Raw genomic sequence first — 15,763 nt, forward strand, 5'->3', positions numbered from 1 at the left:
TGCGCGGAATTCCCATAGCCCTGACTGGGGCCTCACCGCCAGAGTAGGTGGCACACCACGAAGGAAGGAACGGTCATGGAACCGCAGTTCTATGCATCTGAGCACGAGTATCGACGCGAGCAGCTTCGCGACGTCCGGCGCGCGCAGGCGCTCCGGAAGGTCGCACGCCTCCGGGCACTGCTGCTGCAGCGGCGAGCTGAGCGGCAGGCACGCGAGACTCTCGTCCGCGTCGCATGAGCGCCCGGCGAGCCGGGGGATGTCTCCCCGGCGGACTCGACCCGACGGCCCGGTGGTTTCACAACCACCGGGCTTTCGGCTTTTCTGGGGTAGGTGAATGACGGCCCTGCCCAGCGCCGTGTCGGCGCTGCATGAGACCATGCCGGATGTGGCAACGCCCGCCCTCACAGCACCGCTGATCGGACGCGAGAGCGAGATCGGCGCGCTGCGCGATGCGTGGGAACGGACCCTCGAGGGCGATGCCGGCGCTGTGGTGCTCGCCGGCGACGCGGGCATCGGCAAGACCCGGCTGATCACCGAGCTCGCGGATCAGGTAGCCGGCGAGGGCGGGCTTGTGCTGCTCGGGCACTGCCTGGGGCTCGGCCAGGCGGCACCGCCGTTCCTGCCGGTGCTCGAGATCGCCTCCCAGCTCCACGAGGCCTCCGACGACAGCGAGATCGTCGAGAGCACCGGGCGGCTGCTGCGCGCCGATGTCTCGGGCGACCAGGTGCGCTTCTTCGACGGCGTCCAGTCGCTGCTGCTGCGGGCGGCGCGGAAGCAGCCGGTGCTCGTGGTGGTCGAGGACCTGCACTGGAGCGACCCCTCCACGCGCGACCTGCTGCTGTTCCTGCTGGCGCGGCTCGGGAGCAGCCGGATCCTGGTGCTGCTCAGCTACCGCACCGACGACCTGAACCGGTCGCACCCGTTGCGGCCCTGGCTGGCGAGCGTGGTCCGGATGCGTGGTGTCATCCGGGTTGACGTGGAGCCGTGGGGCGATGAGGACGTGCGTGCGTTCGCGCGGACCTTGCTCCCCGAGGGGCAGGCCGACGACGAGGTGGTGGCCGATGTCGCCAAGCGCTCCGAGGGGAACGCCTTCTTCGCCGAGGAGCTGATGAGCGCCGCGCGCGGCGGTGCCGCGGAGCTGAGCGACGTGCTCACCTCGGTGCTGCTGGACCGGATCGAGCGGCTGTCCACGGCGGCGCAGCGCGTGGTGCGTGCGGCCGCGATCGTGGGGCAGCGGGACCTGTGGGCCACCTCCTTGGAGGGGCTGGTCGGCACCGAGGTGGTGGGCCTCGCTCCGAACGAGGTCGAGTCCGCGCTGCGGGAGTGCGTGCAGTCGCACGTGCTGGTCGTCGCTCACGACGGCGCCTACGCGTTCCGGCATGCGCTGCTGCGGGAGGCGGTGCTGGCCGACATGCTCCCCGGCGAGAGTGCTCGGCTGCACGGCGCGTACGTGACCGTGCTGGAACGCGAGCAGCCGAAGGGGTGGCAGGCGGCGATCGCGTTCCACGCCACCCGCGCAGGCGACCTGGCCCGGGCGCTGACCGCTCGGCTCGAGGCCACCACGGTCGCGTGCGAGTACGCCGCGCACAGCGACGCCCTCGCGCACGTCGAGAAGGCGCTCGAGCTGTGGCCCGCGGTGACCGACCCGGAGGCGGTCACGGGCGTGACCGAGCTGACGTTGACGCTGCGTGCCTGCGACGAGGCCACGGCGGCTGCCCGCAGCGATCGTGCGCTGTCCTACGCACGGGCCGGCGTGAAGCTCGCCGACAAGGTCGGCGACGTGCTGCAGCAGGCAGGCGCCCGGCGCCGGATCGCCAACCTGCTCTACAACGACGGGGAGTGGCGGGAGGCGGAGCGGCAGATCGCTCTCGCCTGGACGTTGCTGGAGAACGAGCCCTCGACGGCGGAGCGCGCATGGGTGATGTCGACGATGTCCTACGGCGTGTTCACCCCGGAGCGCCGTGAGCTCGCCGAGCGTGCGATCGCCGAGGCCCGCGCGGTGGGCGCGCAGGGCGCCGAGGCCGATGCGCTGATCTCGCTGGCCTTCCTGCTGCAGCACGACGGCGATGTCGAGGGTGCGATGGAGCGGCTCGTGGAGGCGCGGGACAAGGCTCGCGAGGACGCCGCCGATGACACCGAGCTCCGTGCCTACTTCAACATGGCGATGCTCCGGTACGACCACGGGCGGATCGCCGAGGCTGCCGAGATCGCGGCCGAAGGCGTGGCCGTGGCCGCCGAGCACGGGCGCACCTGGTCCGGGTACGGGCGCGAGCTCACCTGGCTGCTCGGCATGATCGACATCGCCCGCGGTGCGTTCTCGGACGTGGTGGCGCGGAGCACGGCCGCCCTCGAGTCCGTCCCGAGCTCGGAGCGCTCGCTGGTGCTCTCGACGAGGGTGCTCGCGGCGGCGTGGACGGGGGACTGGCAGCAGCTCGACGCCGACGTCGTCGCGCTCGGCTCGGCCGAGCAGATCGCTGCCGGAGTCCTGTCCGGCCGGTCGAACGAGACCATGTCCGGGCACGGGCTGGTGCACTCCTGGCTGTGGCGCGGCCGCACCGACCTGGTCGAGGCCGCGCTCTCGCGTGCGCTGGCGGTCCCCGAGTACCCGGACGACCTGGCGGAGATCCGGATCGGAGCGATCCTGCTCGCCGCGCGAGCGGACGCCGCCGCGAGCGGTCATCCCACCACGATCCCCGAGGCGGGTCAGTCCTCGGAGGATCTGCTCAAGCGCGTCGAGCGGGTCGCCGAGGTCGGGGTGCCGCGCGGCAAGGAGCTCGGCGCCGAGGGGCGCATGTGGTTGGCGCGTGCCCGCGCCGAGGCTGCCCGGTGTCGGGGCGAGAACGCGCCGGAGCTGTGGCGGGCGGTCGTCGAGGCCGCCGAGTTCGGCGAACGCCCGCACGAGGCGGTCGCGCGGTGGCGGCTCGGCGAGGCGCTGCTGTCCGAGACCGACCGCTCCGGCGAGACGGAGCTGATCACGGCGCACGCGCTCGCGACCGAGATGGCGCTGGCCCCCTTGGCGGCTGCTGTCGAGGCCACCTGTCGACGCTTCAGGGTCACCCTCCCGGGGGTGCGCAGGACCGCTGACGTGCTGACCCCGCGTGAGCGCTCCGTGCTGGAACGCGTGGCCCGCGGCCTCACCAACCGGGCGATCGGGGCGGAGCTGTTCATCTCGGAGAAGACGGTCAGCGTCCACCTCACCCGCGTCATGGCCAAGCTCGGGGCCACCTCCCGGACCGAGGCGGTCGCCGTCGCGATGTCGCGCGGCCTGATCTAGCTAGCCTGAGGGGCACCACCGAGAGGAAGAGCGATCCGATGACGCTGAGGTACGGGTTGAAGCTGAGCCAACGGGCCAGCATGGCGGAGTACCGGGAGTTCTGGCAGCTCACCGAGGATGCCGGGTTCGACCACGCGTGGGTGATGGACCACTTCGCGACCATCGACCACGACGAGCAGGGCGACATCTTCGAGGCGTGGACGCTCCAGGCGGCGATGGCCGTGGCGACCTCGCGCGTGCGCATCGGCTGCATGGTCTCTGGCAACACCTACCGGCACCCGGCCGAGATCGCGAAGATGGCGGTGACCGTGGACCACCTCTCGGGTGGCCGCCTGGAGTTCGGGTTCGGCGCAGGCTGGAACACCTACGAGCACGAGGCGATGGGACTGGAGCTCGGTGCCCCTGGACCGCGGCTGCGCCGGTTCGAGGAGGCCGTGACGATCGTCAAGTCGCTCTGGAACGACGAGCGCACCACGTTCGCGGGCGAGCACTACACGATCACCGACCTCGTCGCCGAGCCCAAGCCGGTGCAGCAGCCGGTGCCGTTCTGGATCGGCGGCAGCGGCCGCCGCAAGACGCTGCGTGTTGTGGCCGAGCACGCCGACGTGTGGAACTGGACCGGGCCCGGCCTCGAGGACTTCAGCGACGCCTCCGCCACCCTCGACGCGCACTGCGAGACGATCGGTCGCGACCCGGGCGAGGTCCGCCGCTCGGTCCAGCTCCGCCTCCCCGACGGCGAGGACACCTGCCTCGAGATCGTCGCCGACGCCGTCCACCGCGGCGCGACCGAGATCATCTTCATCGCCCGCACGCCGAACCCGGTGGTCGACGGCGAACGTCTCGCCGCCATGCTTCCCCGGTTCCGCGAGCTGGGGTGAGCGGATGCTGCGCACCTCGCTACAGTGACGCCGATGAGCGACGGCGAGACTCAGCAGGCGGGCTCCCCGCCTGATCCTGCGGCCGCGCCGGACAGCTCCGACGAGGTCGCGGAACGGGCAGACCCGCTGGGGCTGCACGAGTCCGCCCAGCTCGTGCGCGCGACGGCCGGGCTGCTGGCCCAGCACTGGCTGCCGCTGCTCGCGATCGCCGCAGCCAGCCTGCTCGCGCACGAGCTGCTCGCCCAGCTCGCGGTCGTCGCCGGTCGCGCCGGTGCCGTACCCGGGTTCCTCGCGCTCGCACTCGTGCCGTTGGCGAACCTGGTCGCGCTGGTCGGGATGCTGCTGGTGGTACGCAGCCGGGAGGCGCGGCGCTCGGACATCTGGGGCGTGGTCGCCGCTGTCGGCGCCGTGCTCGTGCCGTTCCTCGTGGTCTACGAGAGCCGGGGCGACCTCCGCACCGACCTCCTCGCGTACGTCAACGCCGGGATCTGGGAGGACATCGGTTCCGGGCAGGAGTTCGCGCGGCTCCCGCAGATCGCGTCCTGGCTGGTGCTCGGGATCGTCGTCGCTGCCCTGGTGGTCCGGGCGGTGGGTGGGCGGCTCGCGCACAGCACGAGGCTCGGCTCGCCCGACGACCCCCGCCGCGGCTTGCTGCACGTCCTGGTCGGATATGCCGAGGCGGTGTGGGTGACGCTGGGCGCCTGGGTGCTCGCGGGCGTGCTCGGTGGGATCGGGGCGTGGTGGGCCAGCCGCACCCTCGCGCAGGCGATCTTCGGCGGCTGGGCCGCGGTGCGGGAGAACCTGCCCAGCCTCGGGGCGATCGGTGACTGGTTCCTCGGCCTGCTGCCCGTACTCGCCGATGCGGCCGTCACCGGGCTGGTGGTCCCGCTCTCGATGCTGACGATCGCCGTGATCGTCTACGGGCTGCAGGTCGTCGCCACCGTCGGTGCCGATGACGTGGTCGGCGCCGCCAGGCGTGGCCGCTGGAACGGGCTCGTCGACCGTGTCGGGGACGCCCGGTTGCGCCAGGCTTGGGGTCGGCTGTCCGACCCCGCCGGGCGGTTCGGCGTGCTCGTGGGCGGGCTGGGGCTGGTGATCCGGTCGGCCTTCTCACCCGTGCTCGCGTACTGCGTGCTGTTCACGCTGATCGCACAGCTCGACGTGGTGCTCTGGTGGTTCGTGCGGCTCGCGCTCGGGTGGCGCACGGAGCTGGTGTGGGAGGCGCTCTACGTCCCCGTCGACGGCGTCGCGCAGATGCTCACGCTGGTGCTGAGCGTCACGCTCACCGCTGTCTTCGCCGACCGGCTGCTCGTGCGGTTCGGCGCCGTGGGCCAGCTGCGCAGCGGGGCGCGTCAGAAGGGCAGCGGCAGCTCGATGAACGCGGCAGGGGGGAACTCGTTGGAGTCCACGCGCACCGAGACCAGCTCGGCACCCACCGGGACCAGCACCAGCGTGGACTGAGCACCTGGCACGGGGTCCTCGGCCGGGTCGGAGGTGCCGCACATCAGCTCCGAGAGGTACGGGTCGCCGTTCGGCACCTCACGGCCCGCGAGGAACTGCCGGCCCTCGGCGTCGCGAACCTCGACGGTGCACGAGCGGTACTGCTCGGTCTCGGTCGCCTCGACCTCGAAGTCGAGGACCAGGTACTCGTACCCGGTCGGCGGGCTGACGCCGTCGATCTCGGTCGCGACGTCGACGGAGACCAGGGCCACGCCGACGGTGTCGATGCTCGCCCAGCCCTCGCCGTCGGGCCCGATGGCGACGTGCTGGCCGAACGTCCACCAACCCTCGCGAGCGTTCTCGGTGGCGAACCAGGCCCAGCCGGCCAGTGCCGCCAGCAGGCCGAGCAGCGCAGCTGTGCTTGCGACGCGTCCGCGGCGATGACGGTTGTTGTCCAGCCCGCTCGGCGGCGCGGACGGGGCATCGCCGGGAGCCGCGGCACCATACGGCTCGGGCTGCGGTCGGTCGCTCATCGCTCGCCCTCGGCGAGCACCGTCGGGTACCCGAGGACCAGCGGCTCGGCGGACAGGCTCACCGTCAGCGGGACGCGCAGCACGGTGGACGGCAGCAGCGCTTGTGTGCGCTCGGGCCGGAACTCGATCGAGAGGTCGTCGACGACGTCCGTGGGCACCTCGAACAGCAGGCCGCCGCGGTACCAGATGTCCGGACCGGCCATCCAGACGCCTCCCGCGGACCCGAAGCCGCTGGGCTCGGTGTACTCGCGGCCGTCGCCGTCGACGAGCACCGGGCTCTCGGGCAGGAACCACGAGTCGGTGGTGGCGTAGGAGAGGTCGACGAGGACGAAGCTGCCGGGGCTCGTCACCGGCTCGTCGTCGTCGAGCACCGGTGAGGCGACGGCACCGTGCACGTGCACCTGGAGGTTCCCGACGGTCAGGTCACCGCCCTCGTCGCCGCGCGCCACGGTGTGCCATCCGCTCGCGAGGTGGTTCTGCTCGACGGCGTTGGCCCCGGCGCCGATCGCCAGCGCCAGGCCGATCATCGCGATCACGGGCCACCTGCGGGACCTCACTCGTCCTCCTCGGCGAGGATCGAGGAGGGCGCCTCGCCGAGCGAGAGCGCCACGTCGTACGACTGGCCGGTCGACCGCCACAGGAAGTAGCCCTCCTCCAGGTTCATCTCGGTCCAGGCCGTCCGGTTCATGGTGAGCGTCAGCTCCGGCGGCGGCGCGGTCAGCGCAGCGGTCGGCCACAGCAGCGCGACCTCGTAGGTGAGCCCGGGCTGCGCCTCGCCCAGATAGCTGCCCGTGTCGAGCCGCAGCACCTCTCCCGGGTGGGGCCGCCCGTCATCGCCGAGCAGCTCCTGGGGAACCTCGAACGTCTCGTCGCTGAATGTCACGCTGATGGGTTCGGTGCCCTGGTTCGTGATCTCGACGACGGCTCCCAGCCACTGCTCGCCGTCGTCGAGGCCGTAGGCGTCCACCTGGTCGGAGACGAAGTAGTACTGCGGGACGACGAGGTAGGCGCCGGTGTCGGTCACCACGCCGGCCTCGACGCCGCGCGGCGGTGGATCGGCCTGCTGGAACCCGCCCGCAGCGGCCACGAGCAGCGGCGCCAGCAGCAGCAGGCCGACCAGGATCCGGCGCGGCCAGGAGGCGAGCAGGAACGCCAGCACCGTTCGTGCCGTGATCGCCCCCGCTTCGCTCACGGGTGCAGGTTATCTGCTGTCGTTGACCCGATCACCCTCGACGGTCAGGTCGGCCTCGGGCGGCAGCGGCAGCGCCTCGAGCGCGGGGTCGGCGCAGATCTCCTCGATCAGCGCCACGGTGCCGGCCACGATCGTGGAGTCCCAGTCGACCTCGCTGACCAGCACCCAGGCGTGGTCCTCCGGCCAGACGAGGCTGGGGGAGTGCGCCGAGGGCTCGATCCCGTGCCCCTCCGCCTCCCGGTCACGCCACGGCGCAGCCAGAACCCAGTCGGGCGAGGTCAGCTCGGACACGCCGCCGGTGAACAGCACGTGGTCGCGCCCCGGCAGCTGCAGCCGCGGCCCGGCCGAGACCTCGTCCGGCAGGATGCCCGGCTGCCACCGGTCCTTCGCGAACGGGCTGCGGAACCGTTCTGGGACCAGGTGGGAGAGCAGCCCACGGTGCCGGGCCTCGTCGGAGCTGGTGAGGAACGCCCGCGACGGCAACGGCGCCATCGCACCCACCAACCCACCCCAGCCCTCCCAGACGGCGAGATGGCCGCCGTCGGGCGTGGAGGTGTGCTGGGCGAGGTGGAGGGCGACGGTAGCCAGCAGCGCGGGTTCCAGCTGGCCGATCTCTGGTTCGTCATAGCGCCAGCCGTCACGGTCGCGCGGGCCGTCCTCGTTCTCCACGATCACGCCGGGCGCGACCAGCGCGTCCCATTGCGCGAGCGGGTGCATCGCTGTGCCGAACGCGGCCGCCGTGCGCGCCCACGAGATCTGCTCGCGGTCGATCTCCGGGCGGCTCGCCTGGAAGGCCTCCCACTCGGCGCGGTGCGCCGCGTAGGGAAGCGGCGGCCACGCCCGTCCCACCGGCCGGTCCCGCGAAACGGGGTGGAACACCCGCGCATAGGCATCGAAGCCGCGCGGGACGAGGTCGTGCATCGTGCGCCGCCAGGGGCTGTCGATGCGTTCGGCGAGCCACGCGCCGGCGGCGACGTCCGCGGTCCACTCCATGGCCTCGACGCTACCCCGCGAGCGATTCAGGTAGGCCGCGCTGCGGACCAGGCGTAGCGTGCACTGCTCGTGGGCTGGATGCGAAGAGTGGTCGAGGTGGCGCTGCCCGCACGGCTGGGCCGCGACTTCCGCTGGGTGCTCTCCTCGAGCTGGGTGAGCAACCTCGGCGACGGCATCGTGCTCGCCGCCGGCCCGCTGCTGGTCGCCTCGCTCACCGACGACGCGCGGCTGGTCGCGCTCGGTGCCACGCTGCAGTGGCTGCCGCCGCTGCTGTTCTCGTTGCTCGCCGGCGTGATCTCGGACCGGTTCGACCGGTGGCGCGTGATGCTGGCCGGAAACCTGCTGCGGATCGTCGTGCTCGGCGTGCTCACGACGGCGGTGCTCACCGGGCACGTCTCCATCGCGATCGTGCTGGCGGTGCTGTTCCTGCTCGGCTGCGCCGAGGTGTTCGTGGACAACACCTCCTCGACGCTGGTGCCGATGCTGGTGGCACGGAAGGACCTCGCCGTGGCGAACGCACGGGTGATGACGGGCTTCGTGACCGTCAACCAGCTCGCGGGCCCGCCGATCGGGGCAGCGCTGTTCGCGCTCGGGCACGCCTGGCCGTTCGCCACCCAGATCCTGCTCGTGGCCGCGGCGCTGCTGCTGCTTTCGCGTGCGGTGCTGCCTCCCGTGGAGCGCGTGGGGGAGCGGCGGCACGTCCGGCACGACCTCGCCGAGGGGCTGCGGTGGGCGATCACGCACCCCGCGGTACGCACGCTGGTGCTGACGATCTTCATCTTCAACATCACGTTCGGGGCGGCGTGGTCGGTGCTGGTGCTGTACGCGCAGCGACAGCTGGGGCTCGACGAGATCGGCTTCGGCCTGATCGCCACCATGGGGGCGATCGGCGGCCTGCTCGGCACGGGCTGCTACGGATGGCTGACGCGGCGCTTCACGCTGGGCGACCTGATGCGGATCGGGCTGATCATCGAGACGCTGACCCACATCTCGCTGGCGCTCACCCGGGTGGCGTGGGTCGCCATGGCGATCTTCGTGGTGTTCGGGGCGCACGCGTTCGTGTGGGGGACGACGTCGGCAACGATCCGGCAGCGCGTGGTGCCGATCAACCTGCAGGGGCGGGTGAACGGCGTCAACAGCGTCGGCGTGTTCGGTGGCCTGGTGCTCGGCTCCACGCTCGGTGGGTTCCTGGCGGAGCGCTATACGGTCGCTGCACCGTTCTGGTTCGCGGGCATCGGGTCGGCCGTGTTCGTGGTGCTGATCTGGCGCCAGCTGCGGCACCTGGACCACGACGACGACCCGGCGGAAGCGACCTAGAGATCCGCCGAGCAGGACTCCGCGACCGTCAGCTCGTGCTGGGCCGTGAGCGTCCGCTCGACGTCGTCGTCGCCGTGGTAGGTCAGCGTCAGGCTCATGGTCGTCTCGGCCTCGGCGGTCACGCCGACGCCGACCACCACGGTCTGGCCCGCGGGGAGCGGATACTCGCCGAGGTCCTCGCGGTCGCTGTTCGGGTCGGCGGGCGGGTAGTCGCCCACCGCGATGCCACCGGCGCCGCCGGCGAACGGCAGCACGTACTGGTCGAGGATCTCGAGGGTCGCGCCGTTCCGGGGCTCGAGAGTGAGCTCGTCGAGCGTGATGTCGTCGACCGCCGTCAGCACCGTGCTGAACGTGATCTGACCGCCGATAGCCGGCACGCAGGCGCTGGCAGCGCCGCCGGGCAGGTTGGCGGACGTGCCGAACACCGGCGCCTCCGGTGCCTCCGGGCTCGGTGTCGCGCTGGGCTCCGCGGGCTCCGTCGGCTCGGTGGTCGCTGCGCCGGGCGAGGCCGCAGCCGACTCCTCGGTGGTGTCGGTCAGCTCGGGTGAGGGGTCGGTACAGCCCGCGAGCAGCGCGGCGGAGGCGGCGAGGAGGGCAACGCCGAGACGGAGGGAACGCACCGCTCCATTCTGGCGGGGTCGCGCCACCTCGCCCGGGCAGCGACACCCGCCCCAGGTGTGGACAAGAACACTCCCGATCGCGGGCAGCGGGTGCGGTCAAGCATCGCGTGATCAGGGCTCGGTCGTCGCCCCCGGCTCGGAGAGGTCGACCTCGACCACGGTGCGTTCTTCGGGCATCCCGCGCGGCGGGTCGTCGGCGCTCAGCTGAACCCAGAACCCGCCGTCGGGGAGCATCGTCCGCTCCACCGCGACGACGTAGGCGTGCGGGTTGGCATCGTCGGAGCAGCCGCCGGGGTACCCGCGGAGCACGACGTCCGCGTGCAGCACCCTGCCGGTGACGTCCACGCCGTCGAGCCGCACCGGGCAGTCGCTGCCGTAGACGGCGCCGAACCAGACCCCGATCTCGGTGGCGAAGTCCACCTGTGGGGGTTCGCCGTCGAGCCCGGCGTCCTCCCAGAGCGCGCTCAGCTGCTCAGGCGTGGTCGCGACACCCGTGCGATAGGCCGAACCGGAGAGGCCCTCACCGAGGAGGCGCCACCCAGGGCCCGCGGTGGGCTGCTCACCAGGCCCGCCACCGGTGCACGCGGTCAACGCCGCCGTGGCGGCGAGGACCAGCATCCCTCCGATGCGGCGACTCACGTGTCCTCCCGGTGCCGGGCCTGGTCTCTGATGAATGTCTCGGCTTCGCCGAGTGTTGCAGCCGGGGCGCTTCCCGAGGGATGGACGAGCACACCACGGCGCGAGGTGCGCGGTCGGGACGGCATACACTCGCCGTCGGAACACCATCCAGAGCAGCCGAGAGATCTGGCTCGACGACGCTGCAGCAACCATCCGCTTCGTGCGGCACGGTGCTACTGCCAGGACCGATGGAGGCGACATGAGCTATGCGGGTGACCTCACGCCCACCGAGGCGTGGGAGTTGTTGGCGAGCGACGAGAACGCTGTGCTCGTCGATGTGCGGACGCAGGCCGAGTGGGCGTTCGTCGGTGTCCCCGACACCAGCGAGCTCGGCAAGCGGCCGCTGTTCGCGGAGTGGAGCTCGCTCGGCAGCGGCCCGAACCCGGCGGGGTTCGTCGAGGCCCTGACCGCGCACGTCGACCCCGGGGCGCCGATCGTGCTGCTGTGCCGCAGCGGTCATCGCTCGGCCTCGGCGGCCGCGGCGCTCACCGCGGCCGGCTACGGTCCGGCCTACAACGTGGCCGACGGCTTCGAGGGCGAGGTCGACGAGGAAGGGCATCGCGGTTCGGCGGGCTGGCGCGCCGAGGGACTTCCCTGGCGGCAGCAGTGAGCCGCCCGCAGCCCCGCACCGACCTGCCCGACGGTGTGGGACCGGGAACGCTCGCGGTCCGCGGCGGGTTCGAGCGCACGGGATTCGAGGAGATCTCCGAGCCGCTGTTCCTCACGCAGGGCTACGCCTACCAGCGCGCTGCTGACGCCGAGGCCGCGTTCGCGGAGGAGATCGACCGCTTCACGTACAGCCGCTACGGCAACCCCACGGTCAACGCGTTCGAGGAGCGGCTGCGGCTGCTCGAGGGCACCGAGGCCTGCTACGCGACCGCGACCGGCATGGCGGCGGTGTTCACCTCGCTCGGCGCTGTGCTGCAGTCCGGCAGCAGGGTGGTGGCGAGCAAGGCGCTGTTCGGCTCCACGTTCGTGGTGCTGAACGACATCCTCGGCAAGTGGGGCGTGCGGACCGACTACGTGGTCGCGACCGACCTCGAAGGCTGGGCGCGTGCCCTGTCGCAGCCGGCCGACGTCGTCATCTTCGAGACGCCCTCCAACCCGATGCAGGACATCGTGGACGTGGCGGCCGTGACCGAGCTCGCGCACCGTGCCGGTGCGCTCGTGATCCTCGACAACGTGTTCGCCACGCCGGTGCTGCAGAAGCCGGCCGAGCTCGGCGTGGACGTGGTCGTGTACTCGGCCACCAAGCACATCGACGGCCAGGGCCGGGTGATGGGTGGCGCGATCCTCGGCTCGAAGGAGTACATCTACGGGCCGGTGCAGACGCTGATCCGCAACACCGGGCCGAGCCTGTCGGCGTTCAACGCGTGGGTGCTGCTCAAGGGGCTGGAGACGCTCGCGCTGCGGGTGCGGGCGCAGTCAGCGGCCGCGCTCGAGATCGCGACCTGGCTCGAGCGGCGACCCGAGATCGCGCGGGTGCGCTACCCGTTCCTGGCCTCGCACCCGCAGCACGATCTCGCGCGGGCGCAGATGAGCGGCGGCGGCACGGTGGTCACGTTCGACCTCGACCCCGCCGGCCTGGAGGGCGAGGCGCTCAAGCAGCGCACGTTCGCCTTCCTCGACGCGCTGCAGATCGTTGACATCTCCAACAACCTCGGCGACCTCAAGTCCCTCGTGACCCACCCCGCCACGACGACGCACCGCAAGCTCGGCCCCGAAGGCCGCGCCGCCTGCGGGATCAGCGAGTCGACGATCCGGTTCTCGGTCGGTCTCGAGGACGTCCCCGACCTGCAGTCCGACCTCACGCAGGCGCTCGCCGCCCTCTGATTTCAACGCACTTTCGCCCACTTCCGGATTTCAACGCACTTTCGACCGCCCGGTTGGCCTGGGGTGTCGAACGTGCGTTGAAATCGGTTTGGTGTCGGAGGTGCGTTGAAATCAGACCTGGGTGACCGTCCCGTACCTCGCGAACGGCCGGTCGCTGCGGACGATCTCGCGGCCGAGCGGGGTGAGCGTGACCGGGATGATCTTGAGCTCGGCGATCGCGAGCGGGATGCCGATGATCGTGACGAACAGGGCGAGGGCGCTCGCGAGGTGGCCGATCGCGAGCCAGATGCCGGCGACGACGATCCAGATGACGTTGCCGACCGCTGAGGCGACGCCCGCGCCCGGCTTCTGCACCACCGTGCGGCCGAACGGCCACAGCACGTAGTTCGCGATCCTGAACGAGGCGATGCCCCACGGGATCGTGACGATGAGGATGCAGCAGATGATGCCCGCCAGCATGTACCCGAGCGCCATCGGGATCCCGGCAAGGATCAGCCAGATGACGTTGAGGAGCAGGTTGAGCAGGCGCATCAGACCACGCCGAACAGCCGGTCGCCGGCATCGCCCAGCCCGGGCACGATGTAGCCCTTCTCGTTGAGCCGCTCGTCGACGGCGGCGACCACCACGGTCACGTTCGCCTCGTCGCCGACCATCTGCTCGACGGCGCTCAGCCCCTCGGGGGCCGCGAGCAGGCAGATGCAGGTGACGTCTTGTGCGCCCCGCTCCAGCAGGTACTGGATCGCGGCCACCAGCGTGCCGCCCGTGGCGAGCATCGGGTCGACCACGTAGCACTGGCGCCCCGAGAGGTCCTCCGGGAGCCGGTTGGCGTAGGTGACCGCCTCCAGGGTCTCCTCGTCGCGCAGCAGCCCCAGGAACCCGACCTCCGCCGTCGGGAGCAGCCGGGTGATGCCTTCGAGCATCCCCAGCCCCGCGCGGAGGATCGGCACGACCATCGGGCGGGGGTCGGTGAGCCGCTGCCCGGTCATCTCGGTCACCGGCGTGGTGATCTCCGACGGCTCGGTCTTCAGCCCACGCGTGGCCTCGTAGGTCAGCAGCGTGACGAGCTCCTCGGTCAGCTGCCGGAACGTCGGCGAGGACGTGCGCACGTCACGCAGGAGCGTGAGCTTGTGCGAGACGAGCGGGTGGTCAGCCACGTGCAGGTGCATGGTTCGCACGATATCCCGCCGATCTCCCCCCGGTGGTGGATGCGCACCTTGGTCCGGACGATCAGGATGTACCCATGCGCTGGATGTGGGTCCCGATGGCCGCGCTGTCGGCGTATCTGGTCGCGTCCGCTGTGACGGAGGGCTCGTACTGGCTCGCGATCGTCTACGGCGCGCTGGGCCTGGGCCTGAGCTGGTGGCTGAGCCCGTTCCAGGGCCGCAGCACCGCTGGCGGCCACGCCGATGTCGTGGCGCTGCCGGAGGCGGATCGACCGGTCACGATCTACTGGCGCCCGGGATGTACCTACTGCCTGCGGCTGCGCTCGGCCCTCGGCCGGACCGGACGCCGAGCGGCCTGGGTCAACATCTGGCAGGACCCCGACGCCGCTGCCTTCGTGCGCAGCGTCAACGACGGCAACGAGACCGTTCCCACGGTCGTGATCGACGGCGTGCCGCACACCAACCCCGACCCGCGTCTGGTGCGGAAGGCCCTCGCTGGACGCTCGTGAACCCGACGGATCTTGTCGACAGAAGGAGAACGCATTGCCCGCTTATGTCATCGCCCACCTGCAGGAGTCCCCGCCGCACCCGGAGGTCATCGAGTACATCGAGCGGATGCCCGGCACGTTCGAACCCTTCGGCGGGCAGTTCCTCGTCCACGTGACGCCGCACGAGGTCAAGGAGGGATCGTGGCCCGGCCACGTCGTGCTCATCGGGTTTCCCGACATCCACCGGGCGCGCGCCTGGTGGGACTCGCCGGCCTACCGGCAGATCGCGCCGCTGCGCTCGCGGCACATCCCCGGCGACATCATCCTCGTCGACGGCGTGCCGGAGGGCTATGACGCCCGCACCACCGCCCGGTCGATGCGCGAGGCGCTGCCGGCCGAGTAGCCCCTGTCACACGGGCGCCAGGTCGATCCGCGCCGCGGTCGCGGCCCAGCCCGCCCGCGCGAAGCCCCGCACCATGCCCACGTTGGCGTCATCGGTATCGGCGACGAGCGTGTGCGCACCGGCGGCCACCAGGTCCCGGGTCGCGGCGGCGACGAGCTCAGCGCCCAGCCCACGCCCTCGGTGCTCGACCGCGACACCCACCGCCAGCACGTAGGCGCGGCCGTCGGGCATGCGGCGCCAGGAGACGAACCCGAGATCGTTACCTGCTGTGGTCGCGAATCTCAGGCACTCGGGTGGATCGGCCGCGAGCAGGTCGTCGGCCTGCTCCGCGGCCGCCGCAGCGACTCCTCGCGCGGTCACGAGCTCGCGGTCGTGCACGTCGAGCGAGCCAGGCAGCACCCGGCCGAGCAGCGAGACCAGCCGATCCCGATCCGCAGCCGACGCCGGTTCCAGGTCGACCGACAGCGGCACCGCGGCGCTCACCTCGGCCACCGCCGTGGCTGGCAGGTGGTAGTGCCTGCGCGTGACGAGAACGCGCCAACCTGCTCGCCCGAACAGCTCGACGAGCCGCGCCACCGCCGGATCGGACAGCGGCTCGTCCGTGACCGGGGTCTCGAAGGACACCTCCGCCGAGGCAGCCGTACGAGCCCACGAGGTCGCGGCGTCGACGAGGAGGGTGGCCGCGTCGTCGTCCTCCGGGAGCGCGAGCAGGTCGACCAGGGCGAAGTCACCGAGCAGGCGGCCCGCGACGACCCCGGTCGTGCGCGGGTCAGCGCTCCGGAGCGCCCATACCCGCTCGGGTGCGCGTTGCCCGCGCTCGAAGAGCCGGTCGAGCGATGGCTGGGCGAACAGCAGCCGCTGCCCCGGTGTGTCGAACGAGGGGGAGAAGGACTGGATCAGGTCGATGGCGTCGTGGCGCGACGCCGGTGAGAACAGGTGCATGAACATCCT

The 15,763-nt window shown here is 71.7% G+C and carries 18 protein-coding genes and 1 riboswitch; of the genes, 9 read left to right on the forward strand and 9 right to left on the reverse strand.

Translation table 11 applies throughout. The features are described from left to right. Positions 1–75 precede the first annotated feature (75 nt). The 4 genes from GPA03_RS07715 (at position 76) to GPA03_RS07730 (ending at position 5,613) form a co-directional block, all read left to right on the forward strand. A complete protein-coding gene (locus GPA03_RS07715; RefSeq protein ID WP_156251438.1) occupies positions 76–237 on the forward strand; it encodes a hypothetical protein in 162 nt (53 codons plus the stop codon). Between the two features lie 148 nt (positions 238–385). After that, positions 386–3,274 (forward strand): helix-turn-helix transcriptional regulator, encoded by a 2,889-nt coding sequence (locus tag GPA03_RS07720; RefSeq protein WP_162458295.1) that lies wholly within the window; start codon positions 386–388, stop codon positions 3,272–3,274. A 38-nt stretch (positions 3,275–3,312) separates the two neighbouring features. Further along, positions 3,313–4,152, forward strand: coding sequence for a TIGR03560 family F420-dependent LLM class oxidoreductase (locus GPA03_RS07725; RefSeq protein WP_156251440.1), 840 nt, complete (start codon positions 3,313–3,315; stop codon positions 4,150–4,152). Between the two features lie 33 nt (positions 4,153–4,185). Beyond that, on the forward strand, positions 4,186–5,613 hold the full coding sequence (locus GPA03_RS07730; protein WP_156251441.1) for a hypothetical protein: 1,428 nt from the start codon (positions 4,186–4,188) through the stop codon (positions 5,611–5,613). On the opposite strand, the gene GPA03_RS07735 is transcribed toward GPA03_RS07730, so the two are convergent. From GPA03_RS07735 to GPA03_RS07750, 4 genes are read right to left on the reverse strand one after another with little or no spacing between them, the layout of a single operon-like run. Beyond that, positions 5,505–6,125, reverse strand: a complete 621-nt coding sequence (locus tag GPA03_RS07735) for a hypothetical protein (protein ID WP_156251442.1) — start codon at positions 6,123–6,125, stop codon at positions 5,505–5,507. The genes GPA03_RS07730 and GPA03_RS07735 overlap by 109 nt on opposite strands. Continuing rightward, entirely contained in the window at positions 6,122–6,682 is a 561-nt protein-coding gene (locus tag GPA03_RS07740) for a DUF4352 domain-containing protein (RefSeq protein WP_156251443.1), read from the reverse strand. The genes GPA03_RS07735 and GPA03_RS07740 overlap by 4 nt, the downstream gene beginning before the upstream one ends. Next, entirely contained in the window at positions 6,679–7,317 is a 639-nt protein-coding gene (locus tag GPA03_RS07745) for a hypothetical protein (protein WP_156251444.1), read from the reverse strand. The genes GPA03_RS07740 and GPA03_RS07745 overlap by 4 nt, the downstream gene beginning before the upstream one ends. A gap of 9 nt (positions 7,318–7,326) precedes the next feature. After that, positions 7,327–8,310, reverse strand: coding sequence for a hypothetical protein (locus GPA03_RS07750; RefSeq protein ID WP_156251445.1), 984 nt, complete (start codon positions 8,308–8,310; stop codon positions 7,327–7,329). A 96-nt stretch (positions 8,311–8,406) separates the two neighbouring features. Between GPA03_RS07750 and GPA03_RS07755 the strand changes: the two genes are divergently transcribed. Next, on the forward strand, positions 8,407–9,627 hold the full coding sequence (locus tag GPA03_RS07755) for an MFS transporter (protein ID WP_241681155.1): 1,221 nt from the start codon (positions 8,407–8,409) through the stop codon (positions 9,625–9,627). Here GPA03_RS07755 and GPA03_RS07760 read toward each other — a convergent pair. Both GPA03_RS07760 and GPA03_RS07765 read right to left on the reverse strand, forming a co-directional pair. Beyond that, on the reverse strand, positions 9,624–10,247 hold the full coding sequence (locus tag GPA03_RS07760) for a hypothetical protein (protein ID WP_156251447.1): 624 nt from the start codon (positions 10,245–10,247) through the stop codon (positions 9,624–9,626). The two genes, GPA03_RS07755 and GPA03_RS07760, sit on opposite strands and share 4 nt — an antisense overlap. A gap of 111 nt (positions 10,248–10,358) precedes the next feature. After that, positions 10,359–10,886: a hypothetical protein gene (locus GPA03_RS07765; protein WP_156251448.1), complete on the reverse strand. Its 528-nt coding sequence runs from the start codon at positions 10,884–10,886 to the stop codon at positions 10,359–10,361. Between the two features lie 140 nt (positions 10,887–11,026). Then, positions 11,027–11,120, forward strand: a riboswitch (SAM riboswitch). Positions 11,121–11,124: 4 nt separating this feature from the next. On the opposite strand from GPA03_RS07765, the gene GPA03_RS07770 reads away from it, so the two are divergent. Both GPA03_RS07770 and GPA03_RS07775 read left to right on the forward strand, forming a co-directional pair. After that, positions 11,125–11,535, forward strand: coding sequence for a rhodanese-like domain-containing protein (locus tag GPA03_RS07770; protein ID WP_156251449.1), 411 nt, complete (start codon positions 11,125–11,127; stop codon positions 11,533–11,535). Continuing rightward, positions 11,532–12,758 carry an O-succinylhomoserine sulfhydrylase gene (locus GPA03_RS07775; RefSeq protein ID WP_156251450.1) on the forward strand — a complete coding sequence of 409 codons (1,227 nt, stop codon included), beginning with the start codon at positions 11,532–11,534 and terminating at the stop codon, positions 12,756–12,758. The genes GPA03_RS07770 and GPA03_RS07775 overlap by 4 nt, the downstream gene beginning before the upstream one ends. A 111-nt stretch (positions 12,759–12,869) precedes the next feature. On the opposite strand, the gene GPA03_RS07780 is transcribed toward GPA03_RS07775, so the two are convergent. After that, positions 12,870–13,289, reverse strand: a complete 420-nt coding sequence (locus GPA03_RS07780; protein WP_156251451.1) for a YccF domain-containing protein — start codon at positions 13,287–13,289, stop codon at positions 12,870–12,872. Continuing rightward, a complete protein-coding gene (upp, locus tag GPA03_RS07785) occupies positions 13,289–13,924 on the reverse strand; it encodes a uracil phosphoribosyltransferase (protein ID WP_156251452.1) in 636 nt (211 codons plus the stop codon). Before upp ends, GPA03_RS07780 begins: the two co-directional genes overlap by 1 nt. A gap of 74 nt (positions 13,925–13,998) precedes the next feature. Here upp and GPA03_RS07790 point away from each other — a divergent pair, with 74 nt between their 5' ends. After that, a complete protein-coding gene (locus GPA03_RS07790) occupies positions 13,999–14,430 on the forward strand; it encodes a glutaredoxin domain-containing protein (RefSeq protein ID WP_241681156.1) in 432 nt (143 codons plus the stop codon). Between the two features lie 34 nt (positions 14,431–14,464). Beyond that, positions 14,465–14,812, forward strand: a complete 348-nt coding sequence (locus tag GPA03_RS07795) for a DUF1330 domain-containing protein (protein WP_156251453.1) — start codon at positions 14,465–14,467, stop codon at positions 14,810–14,812. Positions 14,813–14,818: 6 nt separating this feature from the next. On the opposite strand, the gene GPA03_RS07800 is transcribed toward GPA03_RS07795, so the two are convergent. Further along, positions 14,819–15,754 (reverse strand): GNAT family N-acetyltransferase, encoded by a 936-nt coding sequence (locus GPA03_RS07800; protein ID WP_162458296.1) that lies wholly within the window; start codon positions 15,752–15,754, stop codon positions 14,819–14,821. Between the last annotated feature and the right edge of the window lie 9 nt (positions 15,755–15,763).

It is taken from the genome of Pseudactinotalea terrae (genome assembly GCF_009733845.1).
GTDB classification, from domain to species: domain Bacteria; phylum Actinomycetota; class Actinomycetes; order Actinomycetales; family Beutenbergiaceae; genus Pseudactinotalea; species Pseudactinotalea terrae.